The following is a 16,638-nucleotide window of genomic DNA, read 5'->3' as shown; positions in this document are numbered from 1 at the left end:
GATTACTCCAGGACCTTGGCGACGACGCCGGCGCCGACGGTACGGCCACCTTCGCGGATGGCGAAGCGCAGGCCCTCTTCCATCGCGATCGGCTTGATCAGTTCCACCACGAACGTGATGTTGTCACCGGGCATGACCATTTCCACGCCTTCGGGCAGTTCCACCACGCCCGTCACGTCCGTCGTGCGGAAGTAGAACTGCGGGCGGTACCCGCCGAAGAACGCGCTGTGACGCCCGCCTTCGTCCTTGCTCAGCACGTACACGCTGGCTTCGAACTTCGTGTGCGGCTTGATGCTGCCGGGCTTCGCCAGCACCTGGCCGCGTTCCACGTCGTCACGCGCCACGCCGCGCAGCAGCACGCCCACGTTGTCGCCCGCCATGCCGCTGTCGAGCAGCTTGCGGTGCATTTCGATCCCGGTGACGGTGGTCTTCTTCGTGTCGCGCAGACCGATGATTTCCACTTCGTCCTGGACCTTCACGACGCCACGTTCCACGCGGCCGGTGGCCACGGTGCCACGACCGGTGATCGTGAACACGTCTTCGACGGGCATCAGGAAGGTCTTGTCGGTGGCGCGCTCGGGGGTGGGGATGTAGCTGTCTACCGCGTCGAGCAGTTCCCAGATGCGGTCAACCCACTTGTCTTCGCCGCGGGCGGTCTTGGGGTTGGCCTGCAGGGCTTCGAGGGCCTGCAGCGCGCTGCCCTTGATGACGGGCAGGTCGTCGCCGGGGAACTCGTACTTGCTCAGCAGTTCGCGGACTTCCATTTCGACGAGCTCGAGGAGCTCTTCGTCGTCGACCATGTCCACTTTGTTCATGAACACGACGATGTAGGGCACGCCGACCTGACGGGCGAGCAGGATGTGCTCGCGGGTCTGGGGCATGGGGCCGTCAGCGCTGGAGACCACGAGGATCGCGCCGTCCATCTGGGCGGCACCGGTGATCATGTTCTTGACGTAGTCGGCGTGGCCGGGGCAGTCGACGTGGCTGTAGTGGCGGGTGGGGGTGTTGTATTCGACGTGGGCGGTGTTGATGGTGATGCCGCGGGCTTTTTCTTCGGGGGCCTTGTCGATCTGGTCGTAGGCCAGTTTTTCGATGGTGGGGTCCATCGCGGCGGCCGTGAAGGTGATCGCGGCGGTCAGGGTGGTCTTGCCGTGGTCGACGTGACCGATGGTGCCCACGTTCACGTGGGGCTTCGTGCGCTCGAACGTTCCTTTAGCCATGTTCTTACTCCCTCCAAGAGGTGGATCTGCACGCAAAAGCGGCCCTTTGATCGGGGCTCCCCCGCGCATGTCGCAGGGTTCTGATGGTGCTGAACCACATTGGGTTGATTCTCGCCAGGGTGGTGTCCCACCGTGCTGGCCACGCTACGCCGCCTCTGCGTTCCGCTCCGGCGGTGGGTGAGGCCGCGGGGCAGAGCCGTGAGTCCACGGCGTACCGAAGAAGTATGTTACAGGATCACCTGTCAAAGGGCAAGTGGGAATGAAGTGACGAGAGAGAGCGGGAAACGCCCGTACAAGCGGAAAACAGACAGAAAGCGGTGCGGCCTGTCACGTGACTTGTGACAGACCGCACGTCCCCCATCAGGCTCAGCGGCGCGTGTACGCCACGACCTGTTTGTCAAAGGCCCCGATCAGCATCACGATGCCCAGAATGGTGAAGATGGGGGGAATCAGCAGGCTGAACACACCCAGAACGATGCTCGAGACGCGCCCCCAGTTTCGGCCATCCAGAACAGCGCGGCGGGTGTAGTACACCCACAGGATCTGGATCATGGTCAGCCCGAACGAGATCCACAGCGCCACCTGGATCTGCGCGGGCGTCACCGTCAGGTCTGGGACGCCCATCTGCCGGACCATCTCGCCCGTCGTCTCGGTCAGGGTAGGTCCGGCAAACGGCAGGAACAGCAGGGTGATCGCCGAGTAGATCAGGTTGATCATCAGCGGCACGGTCAGGAAACCGATCCGGGGGGGAAGCGGTCCGCTCGGGGCGGCCGGGTTGGGCGTGGGCACCGTCATGCACGCAGCTTAGCGTGCCTGCTCCCTCCCGTGCCTGAAGCGAAAAAAGAGGAAGCCCCACAGTGGGGGCTCCCTCTGGCGTCACCCCGGTGCGGGGCGAGGCGGGTTTACTTCTTCATCAGCTGCTGGGCGATGTTGTTGGGCAGCTGGGTGTAGTGGTCGAAGAACATGGAGTAGCTGGCGCGGCCCTGCGTCTTGGAACGCATGTCGGTCGCGTAGCCGAACATCTCGCTCAGGGGCACGAAGGCCTTCACGATCTGCGCGTTGCCGCGGGCTTCCATGCCCTGGATCTGGCCACGGCGGCTGTTCAGGTCGCCGATGATGTCACCCATGTACTCCTCGGGGGTGGTCACCTCGACGCGCATGACGGGTTCCAGGATGGCGGGGCTGCCCTTCTGGACGGCTTCTTTCAGACCCATCGAACCGGCGATCTTGAACGCCATTTCCGAGGAGTCCACTTCGTGGTAGCTGCCGTCGTAGATGGTGACTTTCAGGTCGACCACGGGGAAGCCCAGCATGGGGCCGCTCTGCATGGCTTCCTCGACGCCCTTCTGGGCCGGCCCGATGTACTCCTTGGGCACGGTGCCGCCGACGACGGCGTTCTCGAAGATGAAGCCCGCGCCGGGCTCCAGGGGCTCGACGCGCAGTTTGACGTGACCGTACTGACCGCGACCACCGGACTGGCGGGCGAACTTGCTGTCCACCTCGACCTGCTTGGTGATGGTTTCACGGTAGGCCACCTGGGGCGCGCCGACGTTCGCGTCGACCTTGTACTCGCGCTTCAGGCGGTCCACCAGGATTTCCAGGTGAAGTTCGCCCATCCCGGCGATGGTGGTCTGGCCGCTTTCCTGATCGGTTTCGACCTTGAAGGTGGGATCCTCTTCGGCGAGTTTCTGCAGGCCGATGCCCATCTTCTCCTGGTCGGCCTTGGTCTTGGGCTCGATGGCGAGCTTGATGACGGGCTCGGGCACGTCGATGCTCTCCAGCAGGACCTTGTCGTCGCCGTCGCCGATCAGGGTGTTGCCGGTGCCGGCGTCCTTCAGGCCGATCACGGCGCCGAGTTCCCCGGCCTTCAGCTCGGTGACTTCCTCGCGGCTGTTGGCGTGCATCTTCAGCAGGCGGCCGACGCGCTCGCGCTTCTCCTTGCTGGCGTTGTACACGTAGCTGCCGGACTGCAGGGTGCCCGAGTAGATGCGCACGAAGGTCAGGCGGCCCACGTAGGGGTCAGCCATGATCTTGAACGCCAGCGCGGCCAGCTTGCCTTCAGGATCGGCGGGGAACTCGATGCTGTCTTCGCTGTCCTCGACCTTGCCCTTGATGGCGGGCACTTCCAGCGGGCTGGGCAGGTAGTCAATGACGGCGTCGAGGAGCAGCTGCACACCCTTGTTCTTCAGGGCGCTGCCGCAGAGAACGGGGAAGATGCGCTTCTCGATGGTGCCCTTACGCAGGGCGGCCACGAGCTGCTCCACGCTGGGTTCCTCGCCTTCGAGGTACATCATCATCAGGTCTTCGTCGACTTCAGCGGCCGCTTCGATCAGCTGGGCGCGCATCTCGGCGACCTTGTCCAGGTACTCGGCCGGGATGTCAGTCTCCTCGATGTCGGTGCCCAGGTCGTTGGTGTAGAAGTGGGCGCGCTGACGCACGATGTCGATGATGCCCTTGAACTCGTTCTCGGCACCCATGGGGTACTGGACGGGCGCGGCGACGGCACCGAGGCGCTCCTTGATGTCGTTCAGCACGAGCTCGAAGCTGGCGCCGGTCTTGTCCATCTTGTTGCTGAACGCGATGCGGGGCACGCCGTAACGGTCGGCCTGACGCCACACGGTCTCACTCTGAGGCTCCACGCCCTGGCTGCTGTCGAACACGGCGACGGCGCCGTCGAGCACGCGCATGGAACGCTCCACTTCGATCGTGAAGTCCACGTGACCGGGAGTGTCGATGATGTTCACGACGTATTCCTGGTCGGTGCCGCTGCGCTTCCACTTGGCGGTCGTGGCGGCCGCCGTGATGGTGATGCCGCGCTCGCGCTCCTGCTCCATCCAGTCCATGGTGGCGGCGCCGTCGTGCACTTCACCGATGTTGTGGGTACGGCCGGTGTAGTACAGGATGCGCTCGGTGGTGGTGGTCTTACCGGCGTCGATGTGCGCGGCAATCCCGATGTTACGGAAGTGGGTGAGGTACTGCTGGGCTTTGGTGGTCATAAGACTCCCTATTGTGGCGGGTGACGTGTCTCGTCACCGTCAGTTGCGCTGGGTTTCGCTTCACGCGACATGGACGGCAGGGCGAACCTACCGTCCGGTCATCGCGGCTTGCCGGGTGTATCCGGGCCGCACCGTTCATTCCATGCCGCCGCCAGTCGGACAATGCACCGACTTGCGGCTTCACTTCACGAACGGTGCGGTCGTCCCTGCTCGCTCCGCTCGGGTCTCAGGGCCCAGAGGGCCCTTTCGACCGGAATTACCAGCGGTAGTGCGCGTAGGCGCGGTTGGCTTCCGCCATGCGCTCCACGTCGTCTTTCTTCTTGATGGCGCCGCCACGGCCCTGGGCGGCGTCCATGATCTCGCCGGCGAGGCGCTCGACGGCGGTGCGCTCGGGACGGCTGTCCACGGCGCTGATCAGCCAGCGCAGGGTCAGGCTCTGCTTGCGGCGCTCGCTGGGCTCGACGGGCACCTGGTAGGTGCTGCCGCCGACGCGGCGGCTGCGGACTTCCACGCGGGGTTTGACGTTGTCGTACGCCTGGCGGAAGATCTTCAGGGACTCCTGGCCGGTGCGTTCCTGCACGAGCTTCATGGCTCCGTAGAAGATGCGGCTGGCGAGGTTCTTCTTACCATCACGCATGATGCGGTTGATCAAAGCGCTCACCAGAACGTCCTGGTAGACCAGGTCGGGCTGGATGACGCGCACTTCAGCTTGGCGGCGACGTGCCATGGTTGACTCCCTTGAGGCTCGGTCCCCACGCGCGGTGGGGTGAGCGCGCGCACTTCAGGCGCGAATATGCTGCTTCATTGGCATCACCCCTGTGGGGGATGGGTTCGGGCGTGCGCCGGGGTCCGGCGCGGCGGCCTTACTTCTTCTTCGCGCCCGCGGCAGCGCCGGCCTTGGGCTTCTTGGTGCCGTACTTGGAACGGCTCTTGTTGCGGTCCTTGACGCCCTGGGTGTCGAGGCTGCCGCGCACGATGTGGTAACGCACACCGGGAAGGTCCTTCACACGGCCGCCGCGGATCAGCACGACGCTGTGCTCCTGCAGGTTGTGGCCTTCACCGGGGATGTACGCGGTGACTTCGAAGGCGCTGGACAGACGCACGCGGGCGATCTTACGAAGCGCGGAGTTCGGCTTCTTGGGGGTGGTGGTCTTGACGACCGTGCACACGCCGCGGCGGAAGGGGCTGCCCTTCAGGGCAGGGACCTTGCTCTTCTTCTGGATCGTCTTACGACCCTTACGGAGCAGTTGCTGGGTAGTAGGCAGGGGAAATCACTCCTCATCTGGTTCGGCCGCAGCGCACCAGTCTGGCGGCGCGGGCCGGGGGGCGGGTGGCCACCCACGCGTACGGGGCGGCACTGGGTTGACTCATGCGGGCTTGGAGGTGATCACGCACCACTCGGGGCTGCGCGCGCCGGTGGTGGCATGCCGAAAAACCCCCCTGGTGCAACCCGGTACCGGGGCAGTTTTCAACCTTGAAAGCATACGCCTTCCCCGCAGGCAAGTGCAAGCGGGGCGTGAAGCGCCGGGAGTAGCGCGCCGCGTGAGGGGCGTGCTATGCTCCCCGTCGCCCGTTCAGGCAATCATCAAGGTGCGGAGAGGTGCCAGAGTGGTTGAATGGGTCGGTCTCGAAAACCGAAGTAGTCGCAAGGCTACCGTGGGTTCGAATCCCACCCTCTTCGCCAAACAGGAAGCCCCCGGGTCAGGTGCCTGGGGGTCTTTCATTGCCTCCGTTCAGTGCGGGCGCAGGCCGCGCCAGTGTTGCAGGAGGGCCGCCTCCCGCGCGGCGTGCAGCACCGCCCCGTGAGCCTCACGCTGAGCGGCGGGCGTCAGGGGCAGGAAGAGCGCGTCGTACAGCGCCTGCCCGGCCCGGGCGAGGTTCACGAGTTCATCCCGCCACGCCTGCGCACTGGTGGGCTGCCAGCCCTGCGGGTCGGTGGGGTCGCTGAGGAGCGCGTGCGGGTCGGCGAGGCGCAGCGCGGTGAGTTCCAGCGTGTGCCGCAGCGCCATGACCCGCCCGGCCAGGCCGGGGGCGGCGCGCAGGTCGTCCAGGGTCAGGGCGTGCGCGGCGCGGAGCAGGCCGTCGCCGGGCACGCTGAACAGGCCCGACAGGCCGTCCGGGCCGTAGAGCACCTCACGCAGGGTTTCACGCAGCAGGTCCGACATCGCCGCCCACTACGCGCCCTGGCCGATGCGCGTTCCCGGCCAGCGCGCGTACGCTTCGGACATGCAGCGGGAAACAGCATGCCAGGGAACATCATGAGTGAGGCCGACATCATCGCCCGGACGGACACGCCGCGCACCCGCGCGACCCTGGCGGGCGACCTGCGCCGCCTGGGGGTGCAGCCGGGCGACACGCTGATCGTGCACGCCAGCCTCAGCCGTCTGGGCTGGGTGGCGGGCGGCGCGGCAGCCGTGGTGCAGGCGCTGCAGGACGTGGTCGGGCAGCAGGGCACCCTGGTCGTGCCGACCTTCACGCTGAACCTGACCGACCCGGCCGGGTGGGGCCGGACGAGGGTCCCCGAGGCGTGGTGGCCGGTCATCCGCGCCGAGTTGCCCGCCTTCGATCCGGCGGTCACGCCCAGCCGGGGAATGGGTCGCGTCGCGGAGACGCTGCGGACCTGGCCGGGCGCGCGGCGCAGCGACCACCCGCACAGTTCCTTTGCCGCGTGGGGCCGCCACGCCGAGTCCGTCACGGCGGATCACCCGCTGGCGTTCTCGCTGGGTGAGGGCTCACCCCTGGCGCGCGTGTACGATCTGAACGGCCGGGTGCTGCTGCTGGGCACCGAGGTGAACACCAGTCTGCACCTCGCGGAGGTGCGCGCCGGGCAGCGGCCCACCGTGCCCTTCAGCGGTCCGGTCACGGTCGGGGGCGAGCGGCGCTGGCTGACCTTCGACGAGGCGGACTACCACGAGCAGGCCTTCCCGCCCGTCAAGGCCGCGTTCGAGGCGACCGGCGCGGTGACCGTGGGCGTGGTGGGCTCCGCGACCGCGAAGCTGATGTCGCAGCGCGCCTTGGTGGACTTCGCCACGGGGTACTGGCGCGAGAGGGAGAGCGGTGAGTAGGCCGTGGGGTCTTTTCCCTGACTACCCTTCAAAACGCACAGTAGGCAGCAGAAAGTCGGCTCCTGTACGGTATTTCTGCGATGAAAACCCTTAGGAGCCGACCACCTCACGATACCTTGCAGACCGCCTTGCGGTCTGCTTTCCCTGTGGACGCTCGCCGCCTCGTCGTCTTCACGGCCCTGATCCTGGCGGTCATTCAGGCGCGCACCGTTGTCCTGTACAGCCTGAAGACGCATGTCGCCCTCCCGGGCTCGTTGACGACTCGGTATCAGCGGCTCTGCCGGTTCGTCCAGTTCCCGTTTCCTGAGGCGCTGTTCCCCCGATTCGCCTTGTCCTTTCTCCCGCCCGGCCCAGTCGACCTCATTCTCGATCGCACCAACTGGAAACTTGGCCAACAGGACGTCAATATTCTCCTGCTCTCTGCCGTGTGGAACGGGTTCAGTTTGCCGCTGATGTGGACACTGCTCCCGCACGGTGGGGCCAGTCGTTCCTGTGTCCGGGAAGCGCTCGTGGAGCGCTTCCTGAAGCTCTGCCCAGATCGGGAGATCCGGTGCCTGCTCGCGGATCGTGAATTCATTGGGCAGCACTGGTTTCGATTCCTCGACCAGCACGGGATTGCACCCTGCATTCGTCTCCCAGCTCGCGCCACGATCGGCGCGCACGGCATGCCGGTCTGGGCGGTCTTCAAGAACCTTCAGGTGGGTGAAGTCAGGGTCTGGCATCGCCAGACCCGCATCTACGGTGTGAATCTGCGAGTGGCGGCCACGAAAAACGCAGCCGGTGACATGCTGTACCTGGCGTATCGGGGGCACGCCCTGCCGAACATGCGCCGGTATGCCCTGCGCTGGCAAACAGAAAATCTGCACGCCGCGTTGAAAACCAGAGGGTTCAACCTGGAAGATACGGGTCTGACGCGCCCCGAGCGAGTGTCTTCGCTCCTGACGGTCGTCAGCGTCGCCTTCATCTGGGCGTGCGTGACGGGCGAGGTCGTGGCACGTCGAACAGCTACCAAAGTAAAGAAACACGGACACCGCACGGTGTCTGTGTTTCGACTCGGGCTTGATCATCTCCAGGATCTTCTGCTGCATCCGTCCGGCGCATCCTGGCGCACCTTGAGCACACTCATGCCCCGTTTTGAAGGGTAGTCAGGTCTTTTCCTTCTCCTATCAACCATCAACCATCACCTATCAACCCCCTACGTCAGGTGGCCGATGCGCCCCCTATCGCCTGCCGGGTACCCTGGGGGCACGATGATCAAGATCTTCAAGTGAACCCACACGTTTGTCCGTGACCTGCGGCGGTAACATGACGTCAATGCAGGCATGGCCGCGCCCCCAGTTCCAGCATGAAAGCTGGGCGGGGCTGCTGACGGCCCGGCAGTGTGCCCTTCACCCCCTCTCCCCTGTCCGGCCGCCTGCGCGGCGGGTGGGGCGCGTATTCAAGGAAGTGACCAGCTATCGATAAAGTGCATGGCAACACGTCGGGCCTCCGCCCGGCGCAGATGAAAGCCCTCGGGAACCTGTACCGCCGCCGGATCGAGCCGGGCCGGGTGGGTTCGCCCGAACTCGCGCGGAACCTCGCGGAACTGTCGAACGACGTGCGGCGCGAGGTGGGCGTCCTGATCGACCGGCGGGGCCGCGTGATCTCCGTCAGCGTGGCCGACGCCAAGGGGACCGAGTTCCCGGACCTGCGCATGGGCGAGAACCGCCTGAGCGGCTTCCACCTGCTGCACACCCACCCGCGCGGCGGGGCGCTGAGCAAGGGCGACCTCTCCACGCTGTTCCTGAAGCGCCTGGACGCCGTGTCCGCCATCGAGGTCCGGAACGAGGGTCAGGCGGGGCTGGTGCACACGGCGCACCTGACGCCGCCCGGCACGGTCGGGGAGGAGGAGGACTGGCGCATCCTGCCGCCCGTGCCCGCCTTCCAGATCGACGAGTTCGACCTGGGCGCGCAGGTGCAGGCGCTGGAGGAGGAGATTGCCCGCGCGGCCCGCACGCGCGTGGCGAAGAAGGACCACGAGCGCGCCATTCTCGTGCAGATCGACCAGGGTGAATTCGACGCGGAGGACCGCCTGGACGAGCTGGCCGAACTGGCCCGCACCGCCGGGGCGGAGGTCGTGCACCGCGAACTGGTGTTCCGCCGGAACCTGAAGCCCGGCACGCTGGTCGGCGCGGGCAAACTGGAAGAGTTGACGAGTCGCGCGTACCACCTGGACGCGGACCTGCTGATCTTCGGCCAGGAACTCGGCGCGGCCCAGGCGCGCGAGATCGAGGCCGCGACCGGCCTGAAGATCATCGACCGGACGCAGCTGATCCTGGACATCTTCGCGCTGCACGCGCAGGGTGTGGAGTCGCGCCTGCAGGTGGAACTGGCGCAGCTGCGCTACATGAAACCCCGCCTGCTGGGGGCGGGGGCGGCCCTGTCCCGCATCGGCGGGGGCGGGGGCAGCGCGGGCGGCGGCGCAATCGGCACGCGCGGCCCCGGCGAGACGAAGCTGGAGCTGGACCGCCGCCGCATCAACGACCGCCTGAGCTTCCTGGAGAAGCAACTGGAGGGTGTCGCGCAGCGCCGCGAGGAACGCCGCAAGGGCCGCGAACGCAACGCCGTGCCCGTGATCAGCATCGTGGGGTACACGAACGCCGGGAAGAGCACGCTGCTGAACGCGTTCACGCACGCCGCCGAGGAACCCCGCCGGGTGCTGGCGGAGAACAAGCTGTTCGCCACCCTGCGCCCCACCAGCCGCCAGGGGTACCTGGAAGGCATCGGGCCAGTCGTCCTGACCGACACCGTGGGCTTCATCCGCGACCTGCCCAAGGACCTGACCCGCGCCTTCCGCAGCACCCTGGAGGAGATCGGGGACGCGGACGTGCTGCTGCACGTCGTGGACGCCGCCAGCCCCGGCGCGGACACCCGCCTGGACGCCGTGAACCGCATCCTGGAGGACCTGGGCTTCCGCGACATGCCGACCGTCGTGGCGCTGAACAAGGCCGACGCCGCCGACCCGGAGGCGCTGGACCGTGAACTGGAACGCACGGGCGGCATTGCCGTCAGCGCCCTGAAGAACCGCGGGCTGGCCGAACTGAAGGAGGCGCTGGCGGACGCCGTGTCGGGCGTGCAGCGCGCCGAACTGGCCCGCCAGGAGGAAGCCCGCGCGCTGGCCGCGCAGTACCGGTAACGGCCCTGTTCAGGTGGAGGGTGGGCGTCGTGGGGCGCCCACCCTCTCCCCTTTTCTGTGGACGCGCGGGGCAGCCATGAGCGGCACACTGCGCCGTGTGCGTGCCCACCTGCCTGCCCTGCCGACCCTGACGCTGATCCTCGTGGCGCTCGGCTGGGCACTGGGCGACCTGATCGGCGAGCGGACGCTGCCCACCCTGCTGCTCGCGTATGCCCCACCGCTGGTGTGGGTCCTGCTGTGCCTGCCCGCGCTGGCCTGGGCGGCGTGGCGTCGCCGGGGCCGGGGTGTGGCGCTGGCCGCGCTGCTGCTGGCCGCGTGGGGTGCGGGCATCCTGCACTGGCGGCCCCAGCAGTCGGGCACGCTGCGGGTCGTGACCTTCAACGTGCTGGGCGGCGCACGCACCTCCCCGGCCGAACTGGGTTCAGCCCTGCGCGCCCTGAATGCCGACGTGATCCTCCTTCAGGAAGCCCGCTTTCACGACCCTGCCTTCGAGGCGCAGCTGCGGGCCGCCCTGCCCGGTTACCGCGCCGTGCGCGCGCAGGAGGTCATGACCCTCACCCGGCTGCCGCTGCTGGGCACCGACACGCGCCCCCTGCCCGGCCTGAACCGCGCCGCGCTGGTGACGCGCCTGCGCTGGGCGGGCCGCCCGCTGACGGTCGTGAATGCCCACCCGGGGGCCACGCAGGTCAGTGCCGCCCTGCGCGACCCGGCCCGGCTGCGCCGCTCCCGCGACCTGCGCGCCGCGCAGCTGGACGTCCTGACGGCCCTGGCGCGCGCCACTCCCGGCCCCCTGATTCTGGGCGGCGACCTGAACACCCCGCCGCGAGGACCGGCGTACCGGGCGCTGCGGCAGGCGGTCGGCCCCGACGCCTTTCAGCGTGCCGGGCGCGGCCCCGGCTGGACGTACCCTGGCCTGCGCCTGCGGATCGACCATCAGTTCAGCCGTGACCTACGCCCCTCCCGCGCCCGCGTGCTCCCGTGGACGCTCAGCGATCACCGACCCCTGCTGGCCGAGTACCGACCCTGAAGCCCGCTTCATGCACCTCGGGGGTTTATCGCACCCTGGCGCGGCAGACTGACGGTCATTCCCACTCAGGAGGTGCCCCGATGACTGGACCGTACGACCGTCCGCCCGCCCCCGCATCCGAACCCACCGACATGCCCACCCCGATGCCCGAGCAGATGCCTGGCACCGGTGACAGCGGCCCTGTGATGGATCCCCCGGTGAACCCGGATACCCCCGGGATGCCCGAGCCGCACCCCACGCCCAATCCGGACACGCCCGGCATGCCAGAACCGATGCCCGCCATGTAGAGGGGGTCAAGGGTCCGAGGGTCGAAGAGTCTAAGGAGATGAATACCTTGGACGCTTCGACCCTCGACCTTTTGACCCTCGCCTCATTGCTCCGTCAGAGGGTGTGGCCGTACTCCTTGAGCCACGCCCGGTGCGTCTGCCAGTCGGGCATCAGACGGGTCACGTGCGCCCAGTAGCGCGCGGAGTGGTTCAGTTCGAGCAGATGCGCGGCCTCGTGCAGCGCGACGTAGTGCAGGATCTCGCTGGGCGCGCGGCTGAGTTTCCAGTGCAGGCGGATCACGCCGTCGGCGGAGCAGCTGCCCCAGCGGGTGCGGGTGTCGCTGACGTGCACGGCACTCAGGCGGTCGGCGGCGCCGAGTCGCGCGGCGTACTCCTGTACCAGTTCGCGGTAGGGGGCGGCGCAGGCGCGGCGGGTCCAGGCGGTCAGGTGCGCCTCGGCGTTCTGGGCGGGCAGGTGCAGGGTATCCCCGCTGCGGTCCGGGCGGGTGCGGGCCGGGTCCAGGTGCAGGGTCAGGTCCTGTCCCAGGAACGGGACGCGCTGCCCGGTCTGCGCTTCAGGGCGCTGCGGGGGCCGTGCGGCGTACCCAGCGAGGTGCCCGGCCACCCAGTCGCGGCGGGCGTCCAGAATGTCGCGCAGCTGCGCCAGCGGGACGCGGGTCGGGGCGAAGAGCGTCACGGCGCCCGGCGTGACCTGCACCGCCACCGTCCGGCGCCGCGCGCTGCGTCTGATCTGTACGGGCACGCCCGCCACCTCCCAGTCCGTCATACCCCCAGGAAAGCGCATGGGGCGCCCGGGTGTGGTGAGCCCCGTCACGCAACAGAACGGCGGGGCGCGGCCGGGTCTCCCCCACCGTACCCCGCCTCCCAGGGGCCTTACAGCTGGTTGTAGTTCACATTGAAGGTGTCGCAGCCGTTCGGGTTGCCGCTCCTGAAGCCGGTCATGAACCACTTGACGCGCTGCGCGGCGCTGCCGTGCGTGAAGGAGTCCGGGGCGACGTAGCCCTGACCCTGGCGCTGAAGGTTGTCGTCCCCGATGGCCTCGGCGGTCGCGACGGCTTCCTGCACGTCCGCCTGGGTGATCTTGGCGTCCTGCTGGGTCTTGTTGCCCCACACCCCGGCGAAGCAGTCGGCCTGGAGTTCCAGGCGCACGCTGTAGCTGTTCGCCTCGGCCTCGGTGCGGGCGCTGCGCTGACGGCGCTCGACCTGATCGGCGATCCCGAGTTCGTTCTGCACGTGGTGGCCAACCTCGTGGGCGATCACATAGGCGTAAGCGAAGTCACCGCCACCACCGAGCTGACGGTCCATCTGCGTGAAGAAACTGGTGTCGAGGTAGATCGTCTGGTCAGCGGGGCAGTAGAAGGGGCCGACGGCACTGTTCGCCGTGCCGCACTCGGTGCCCGTGCCGCGCACGTACCGCACGAGACGCGGATCGTTGTAGGTGCGTCCGGCCTGCTTGAAGATGTCGTCCCACACGAGGTTGGTGTTCCGGTAGATCTGGTTGACGAACTGGTACGCCTCGTCGTCCTGGGCGGGCTGGGTGGTCTGGGACTGCTGGGTCTGCGTGCCGCCCCCCCCGAGGATCGCGCCGGGGTCAATGCCGAAGAACATGGCGATCAGGGCAATGATCAAGCCACCTACGCCACCCACGGCGATGCCGCCACCGGGCAGCCCTCCGCCACCGCTGCGGTTCTCTGCGTTCCCACCACTGCCGGGAAGATTCTTCCAGTCCATATCCTGCCCCTTTGACGCTGCTTGAATTCAGAGGAGGTGGCGGGTGTGCGCCCGCGAGTGCCGTCCGCTGTTGATGCCCTCATTGTAGGAAGGGGCGTGTCCTGCCCGTCTGATCTGACCTTTAGGCTTTGTACGGGAGACGTTGCGGCTTCAGGCGAGGCGCCTGAGGTACGTCTCGCCGCGCGGGGTGAGGCGCAGCAGGTGCAGGGCGGGTTCGGCATTGTCGGCGTTGCGGCACATGCTCTTCAGGGCGCAGGGGCCGCACGCGCAGCCGTCCTGCTGCGGGGTGGCGTCCTGCACGTACCCGCCGCTTCTGAGGGTGCGGAGCATGCCGTTCAGGGCGTCCGGGGTGCTGCCGAGCGCGCGGGCGAGTTCGTCCGGAGTGCGCGGCTGGATGCCGATGGCGTGCAGCAGCGCGCCCAGCGGGCTGGCAGGGGGGCGGGCAGCGGTCACAGGACGGCCCGCGCGAGCTGGTACACGAGGAACGCGGCGATCCAGGCGGTGGCGAGCTGGTACGTGACGGTCGTCCACGCAAATCTCCGGCCGTGTTCCTGCGCCAGCGCACCGACGGTGGCGATGCACGGGGTGTACAGCAGCACGAACACGAGGTAGCTCAGGCCGCTGGCGGGCGTGAAGGCGCGGGCCAGCGCGGCAGCCAGAGGGGTATTGAGGTCCCCGGTGGCGTCGGCGTTCAGGCTGGGCAGCGCGAGGATGGTGGGAATGGCGCTGACGCTGGCGACCACGGCGTCCCAGGTGGCCCTGCCCGCCTGCACGACGCCGTCCACGAGGCCCAGCGCGGTGGGGCGGGCGGCTTCCTCACCCAGGTAGATCTGCCCGAGCGTCCCGACGACGACCTCCTTGGCGATGAAGCCGGGGACGAGCGCGCCGGTCGCCTGCCACGTGCCGAAGCCCAGCGGCGCGAAGATCGGGGACATGGCCTGACTGACGCGCCCGAACAGGCTGTCCTGTGGGGCGACCGTGGCGAAGCTGGCGCCCCCCACGGCGGGAATGGCGAGCAGCAGCCACACGCCCGCCACCGTGGCCAGCACCGTGGTGCGGGCGCGCCGCGCGAAGCTGGCGGTGCGGCGCCATGCGTGCTTCCACAGCACCTGCGCGGTGGGGAAGCGGTACGGGGGGAGTTCCAGCAGGACGCCGCTGCCCTCGGCGGGGTAGCTGGTGCGGCGCAGCACGAACGCGAAGGCCAGGGCGACCAGCATGCCCAGGGTGTACATGGCCCACACGAGCAGGCTGGCCTGCCGGGGGAACAGCGCGGCGGCGAACACCACATACACCGGCAGCCGCGCCGAACAGCTCATGAACGGCAGGATCATGCTGACGAGCAGGCGGTCGCTGCGCCGTTCCAGGGTGCGGGTGGCGTACACGGCGGGCACGTTGCACCCGAAGCCCAGGATCAGGGGGATGAACGCGCGGCCGTCCAGGCCGACGCTGCGCATGGCGCGGTCCATCAGGAACGCCGCGCGGGCCATGTAGCCGCTGTCTTCCAGGAAGCTCATGGCGAGGTACAGCACGAGCAGGGTGGGCAGGAAGCTCAGGACGGTACCGACGCCGGGGATGATCGCGCCGGTCACGAGGTCGCGCGCCAGCGGGAACCAGCTCAGCGCGGCGCTGGCCCAGCCGGTCAGGGTGTCCTGAAGCGGCCCGCCGATCAGGTCCACGAAGGGCGCGGCGACCGTGAAGGTCAGGCGGAATACCAGTAGCACGAGCGCCAGGAACAGCGGGATGCCCAGCCAGGGGTGCAGCGCCAGCGCGTCCAGACGTTCGGTGACGGTGCGCCGCGCCTGCGCCTGCGGGGCGGCGGCGCGGGCGAGGTCCCCGGCCAGCGCGTAGCGGGCCTCGGCGATCTCGATCAGCGGGTCGAGGCCCTGGGCGTCAAGGTCGCGCAGTTGCGCGTCGGCGGCCTGCACGAGGGCCGCGTGCCCGGTGGCGTTCAGGCGGCCGCGCACGCTGGGGTCGCCCTCCAGCAGGGTCAGGGCGAGGTAGCGGTGCGCGTGGGGCGGCAGGGTGTCCACGCCGGTCATGCGGGTGCTCAGGGCCTCCACGGCCCGTTCGATGGCCTCGGGGTAGCGCACGCCGATGCCCAGCGTGGCGTGGCCCAGGGCGCTGTCCAGCACGGCGTCCGTGCCGCGCGCGCGGCTGGCGACCGTCTCGACGACCGGCACGCCCAGCAGGCGCGACAGCGCGCGTGAGTCCACCTGCACGCCCTTCTCGCGCGCCTCGTCCACGAGGTTCAGGGCCACGGCGACCGGCAGGCGGTAGTCCATGAGCTGGAGCGTCAGGTAGAGGTTGCGTTCCAGGTTCCCGGCGTCCAGGACGTTCAGGACGGCGTCCGGGGCCTCGTCGAGCAGCGCGGTGCGGGTGATGAGTTCCTCGGGGGTGTGCGGGCTCAGGGAGTACGCGCCGGGCAGGTCGAGGAGGTACACGCGCCGCCCGCCGTGCGTCAGGTGCGCCTCGCGCTTCTCGACGGTCACGCCGCTCCAGTTGCCGACCTTCAGGTTGGTGCCCGCCAGAGCGTTGATCAGGGTGGTCTTGCCGACGTTGGGGTTCCCGACGACCACCATGCGCGGTTCACGCGCGGCCTTCAGGCGGGCCAGGGTGTCGGCGCAGGCCAGCGCGTCGGGGATCAGCGTGGCGGGGCGGGTGGCGGAGGTCACGCGCGCACCCGGATCAGGCGCAGGTCGTCGGCGCGCAGGGCCAGCAGGGTCGCCCCGATGCGCAGTTCCACCGGGTCGCCCATGGGGGCGCGGCGGATCACGGTGACAGGCGCGCCGCGCACGAAGCCCAGTTCCATCAGGCGGCGGCGCAGCGGGTGGGCGGGGTCGAGGGCCACGACGTGCGCGGTCTGACCGGGGGTCAGGGAGTCGAGGGGCACATCCGGCATATACCCGAGTATACAGATGGGGATTAAAGGGAAGTAAACACGGGGAAGCCGGTCCCACCGCGACGGGGGACCGGCCGGACTCACAGCGGCTTCCAGTTCCACCCCAGGGCTGACCGCACACCCCAGGGGGACCGTCCACCGCTACCGCTCTCCGATGCTCGCGCTGCGGCGCCGCTCTTCGAGTTCGCTCGATTCAGAGAATCCGAGGGACACCCTCACCGCCCCTCTGAATGCGGCG

16 protein-coding genes and 1 tRNA gene are annotated in these 16,638 nt (G+C 68.4%); 6 read left to right on the top strand and 11 right to left on the bottom strand.

The genetic code is table 11. The annotated features are described in order from the left end of the window. Positions 1-2: 2 nt before the first annotated feature. From tuf to rpsL, 5 genes are all read right to left on the bottom strand, one after another. The gene (gene tuf / locus DEIGR_RS03560; protein ID WP_058975338.1) at positions 3-1,220 is read right to left on the bottom strand and encodes an elongation factor Tu; all 1,218 of its coding nucleotides are present in this window, start codon (positions 1,218-1,220) and stop codon (positions 3-5) included. Positions 1,221-1,586: 366 nt separating this feature from the next. Further along, entirely contained in the window at positions 1,587-2,015 is a 429-nt protein-coding gene (locus tag DEIGR_RS03555; protein ID WP_058975337.1) for a hypothetical protein, read from the bottom strand. Between the two features lie 107 nt (positions 2,016-2,122). Beyond that, positions 2,123-4,216, bottom strand: coding sequence for an elongation factor G (gene fusA, locus DEIGR_RS03550; protein ID WP_058975335.1), 2,094 nt, complete (start codon positions 4,214-4,216; stop codon positions 2,123-2,125). A 256-nt stretch (positions 4,217-4,472) separates the two neighbouring features. Further along, positions 4,473-4,943, bottom strand: coding sequence for a 30S ribosomal protein S7 (gene rpsG, locus DEIGR_RS03545; RefSeq protein ID WP_046843218.1), 471 nt, complete (start codon positions 4,941-4,943; stop codon positions 4,473-4,475). 136 nt (positions 4,944-5,079) lie between these two features. Further along, positions 5,080-5,481, bottom strand: coding sequence for a 30S ribosomal protein S12 (rpsL, locus tag DEIGR_RS03540; RefSeq protein WP_046843219.1), 402 nt, complete (start codon positions 5,479-5,481; stop codon positions 5,080-5,082). Between the two features lie 329 nt (positions 5,482-5,810). On the opposite strand from rpsL, the gene DEIGR_RS03535 reads away from it, so the two are divergent. Further along, positions 5,811-5,900, top strand: a tRNA-Ser gene (locus DEIGR_RS03535). 49 nt (positions 5,901-5,949) lie between these two features. Here the strand turns inward: DEIGR_RS03535 and DEIGR_RS20780 are convergent. Continuing rightward, on the bottom strand, positions 5,950-6,381 hold the full coding sequence (locus DEIGR_RS20780; protein WP_058975333.1) for a hypothetical protein: 432 nt from the start codon (positions 6,379-6,381) through the stop codon (positions 5,950-5,952). Between the two features lie 93 nt (positions 6,382-6,474). Here DEIGR_RS20780 and DEIGR_RS03525 point away from each other — a divergent pair, with 93 nt between their 5' ends. The 5 genes from DEIGR_RS03525 to DEIGR_RS03505 all read left to right on the top strand — a co-directional run bounded on the left by DEIGR_RS03525 (position 6,475) and on the right by DEIGR_RS03505 (position 11,770). Further along, positions 6,475-7,281, top strand: coding sequence for an aminoglycoside N(3)-acetyltransferase (locus DEIGR_RS03525; RefSeq protein ID WP_236704647.1), 807 nt, complete (start codon positions 6,475-6,477; stop codon positions 7,279-7,281). Between the two features lie 80 nt (positions 7,282-7,361). Then, positions 7,362-8,426: an IS4 family transposase gene (locus tag DEIGR_RS03520; protein WP_058975330.1), complete on the top strand. Its 1,065-nt coding sequence runs from the start codon at positions 7,362-7,364 to the stop codon at positions 8,424-8,426. Between the two features lie 320 nt (positions 8,427-8,746). Beyond that, a complete protein-coding gene (gene hflX / locus DEIGR_RS03515) occupies positions 8,747-10,456 on the top strand; it encodes a GTPase HflX (protein ID WP_058975328.1) in 1,710 nt (569 codons plus the stop codon). A gap of 97 nt (positions 10,457-10,553) precedes the next feature. Then, the gene (locus DEIGR_RS03510) at positions 10,554-11,483 is read left to right on the top strand and encodes an endonuclease/exonuclease/phosphatase family protein (protein WP_236704646.1); all 930 of its coding nucleotides are present in this window, start codon (positions 10,554-10,556) and stop codon (positions 11,481-11,483) included. 80 nt (positions 11,484-11,563) lie between these two features. Then, positions 11,564-11,770, top strand: coding sequence for a hypothetical protein (locus tag DEIGR_RS03505; protein WP_046843224.1), 207 nt, complete (start codon positions 11,564-11,566; stop codon positions 11,768-11,770). Between the two features lie 94 nt (positions 11,771-11,864). Here DEIGR_RS03505 and DEIGR_RS03500 read toward each other — a convergent pair whose 3' ends face one another. The 5 genes from DEIGR_RS03500 to DEIGR_RS03480 form a co-directional block, all read right to left on the bottom strand. After that, positions 11,865-12,536: a M48 family metallopeptidase gene (locus DEIGR_RS03500; RefSeq protein ID WP_058975324.1), complete on the bottom strand. Its 672-nt coding sequence runs from the start codon at positions 12,534-12,536 to the stop codon at positions 11,865-11,867. A 107-nt stretch (positions 12,537-12,643) separates the two neighbouring features. Next, positions 12,644-13,501, bottom strand: coding sequence for a KPN_02809 family neutral zinc metallopeptidase (gene ypfJ / locus DEIGR_RS03495; RefSeq protein ID WP_058975322.1), 858 nt, complete (start codon positions 13,499-13,501; stop codon positions 12,644-12,646). A gap of 150 nt (positions 13,502-13,651) precedes the next feature. Further along, positions 13,652-13,954 (bottom strand): DprA-like winged helix domain-containing protein, encoded by a 303-nt coding sequence (locus DEIGR_RS03490; protein ID WP_058975320.1) that lies wholly within the window; start codon positions 13,952-13,954, stop codon positions 13,652-13,654. Continuing rightward, a complete protein-coding gene (gene feoB, locus DEIGR_RS03485) occupies positions 13,951-16,173 on the bottom strand; it encodes a ferrous iron transport protein B (RefSeq protein ID WP_058975317.1) in 2,223 nt (740 codons plus the stop codon). Before feoB ends, DEIGR_RS03490 begins: the two co-directional genes overlap by 4 nt. Then, positions 16,170-16,400, bottom strand: a complete 231-nt coding sequence (locus DEIGR_RS03480) for a FeoA family protein (protein WP_058975315.1) — start codon at positions 16,398-16,400, stop codon at positions 16,170-16,172. The genes feoB and DEIGR_RS03480 overlap by 4 nt, the downstream gene beginning before the upstream one ends. Positions 16,401-16,638 lie beyond the last annotated feature (238 nt).

Origin of the sequence: Deinococcus grandis (genome assembly GCF_001485435.1) — a bacterium.
In the GTDB taxonomy this organism is placed as follows: Bacteria; Deinococcota; Deinococci; order Deinococcales; family Deinococcaceae; genus Deinococcus; species Deinococcus grandis.
This window is presented reverse-complemented; position numbering and strand designations above follow the sequence as displayed.

Bases quoted from the DNA above. Each gene is read 5' to 3' on its own strand.
- fusA (WP_058975335.1), bottom strand. From the start codon at position 4,216: ATGACCACCAAAGCCCAGCAGTACCTCACCCACTTCCGTAACATCGGG.
- DEIGR_RS03480 (WP_058975315.1), bottom strand. From the start codon at position 16,400: ATGCCGGATGTGCCCCTCGACTCCCTGACCCCCGGTCAGACCGCGCAC.
- ypfJ (WP_058975322.1), bottom strand. From the start codon at position 13,501: ATGGACTGGAAGAATCTTCCCGGCAGTGGTGGGAACGCAGAGAACCGC.
- rpsG (WP_046843218.1), bottom strand. From the start codon at position 4,943: ATGGCACGTCGCCGCCAAGCTGAAGTGCGCGTCATCCAGCCCGACCTG.
- DEIGR_RS03505 (WP_046843224.1), top strand. From the start codon at position 11,564: ATGACTGGACCGTACGACCGTCCGCCCGCCCCCGCATCCGAACCCACC.
- tuf (WP_058975338.1), bottom strand. From the start codon at position 1,220: ATGGCTAAAGGAACGTTCGAGCGCACGAAGCCCCACGTGAACGTGGGC.
- DEIGR_RS03525 (WP_236704647.1), top strand. From the start codon at position 6,475: ATGAGTGAGGCCGACATCATCGCCCGGACGGACACGCCGCGCACCCGC.
- DEIGR_RS20780 (WP_058975333.1), bottom strand. From the start codon at position 6,381: ATGTCGGACCTGCTGCGTGAAACCCTGCGTGAGGTGCTCTACGGCCCG.
- DEIGR_RS03500 (WP_058975324.1), bottom strand. From the start codon at position 12,536: ATGACGGACTGGGAGGTGGCGGGCGTGCCCGTACAGATCAGACGCAGC.
- DEIGR_RS03555 (WP_058975337.1), bottom strand. From the start codon at position 2,015: ATGACGGTGCCCACGCCCAACCCGGCCGCCCCGAGCGGACCGCTTCCC.
- DEIGR_RS03520 (WP_058975330.1), top strand. From the start codon at position 7,362: ATGAAAACCCTTAGGAGCCGACCACCTCACGATACCTTGCAGACCGCC.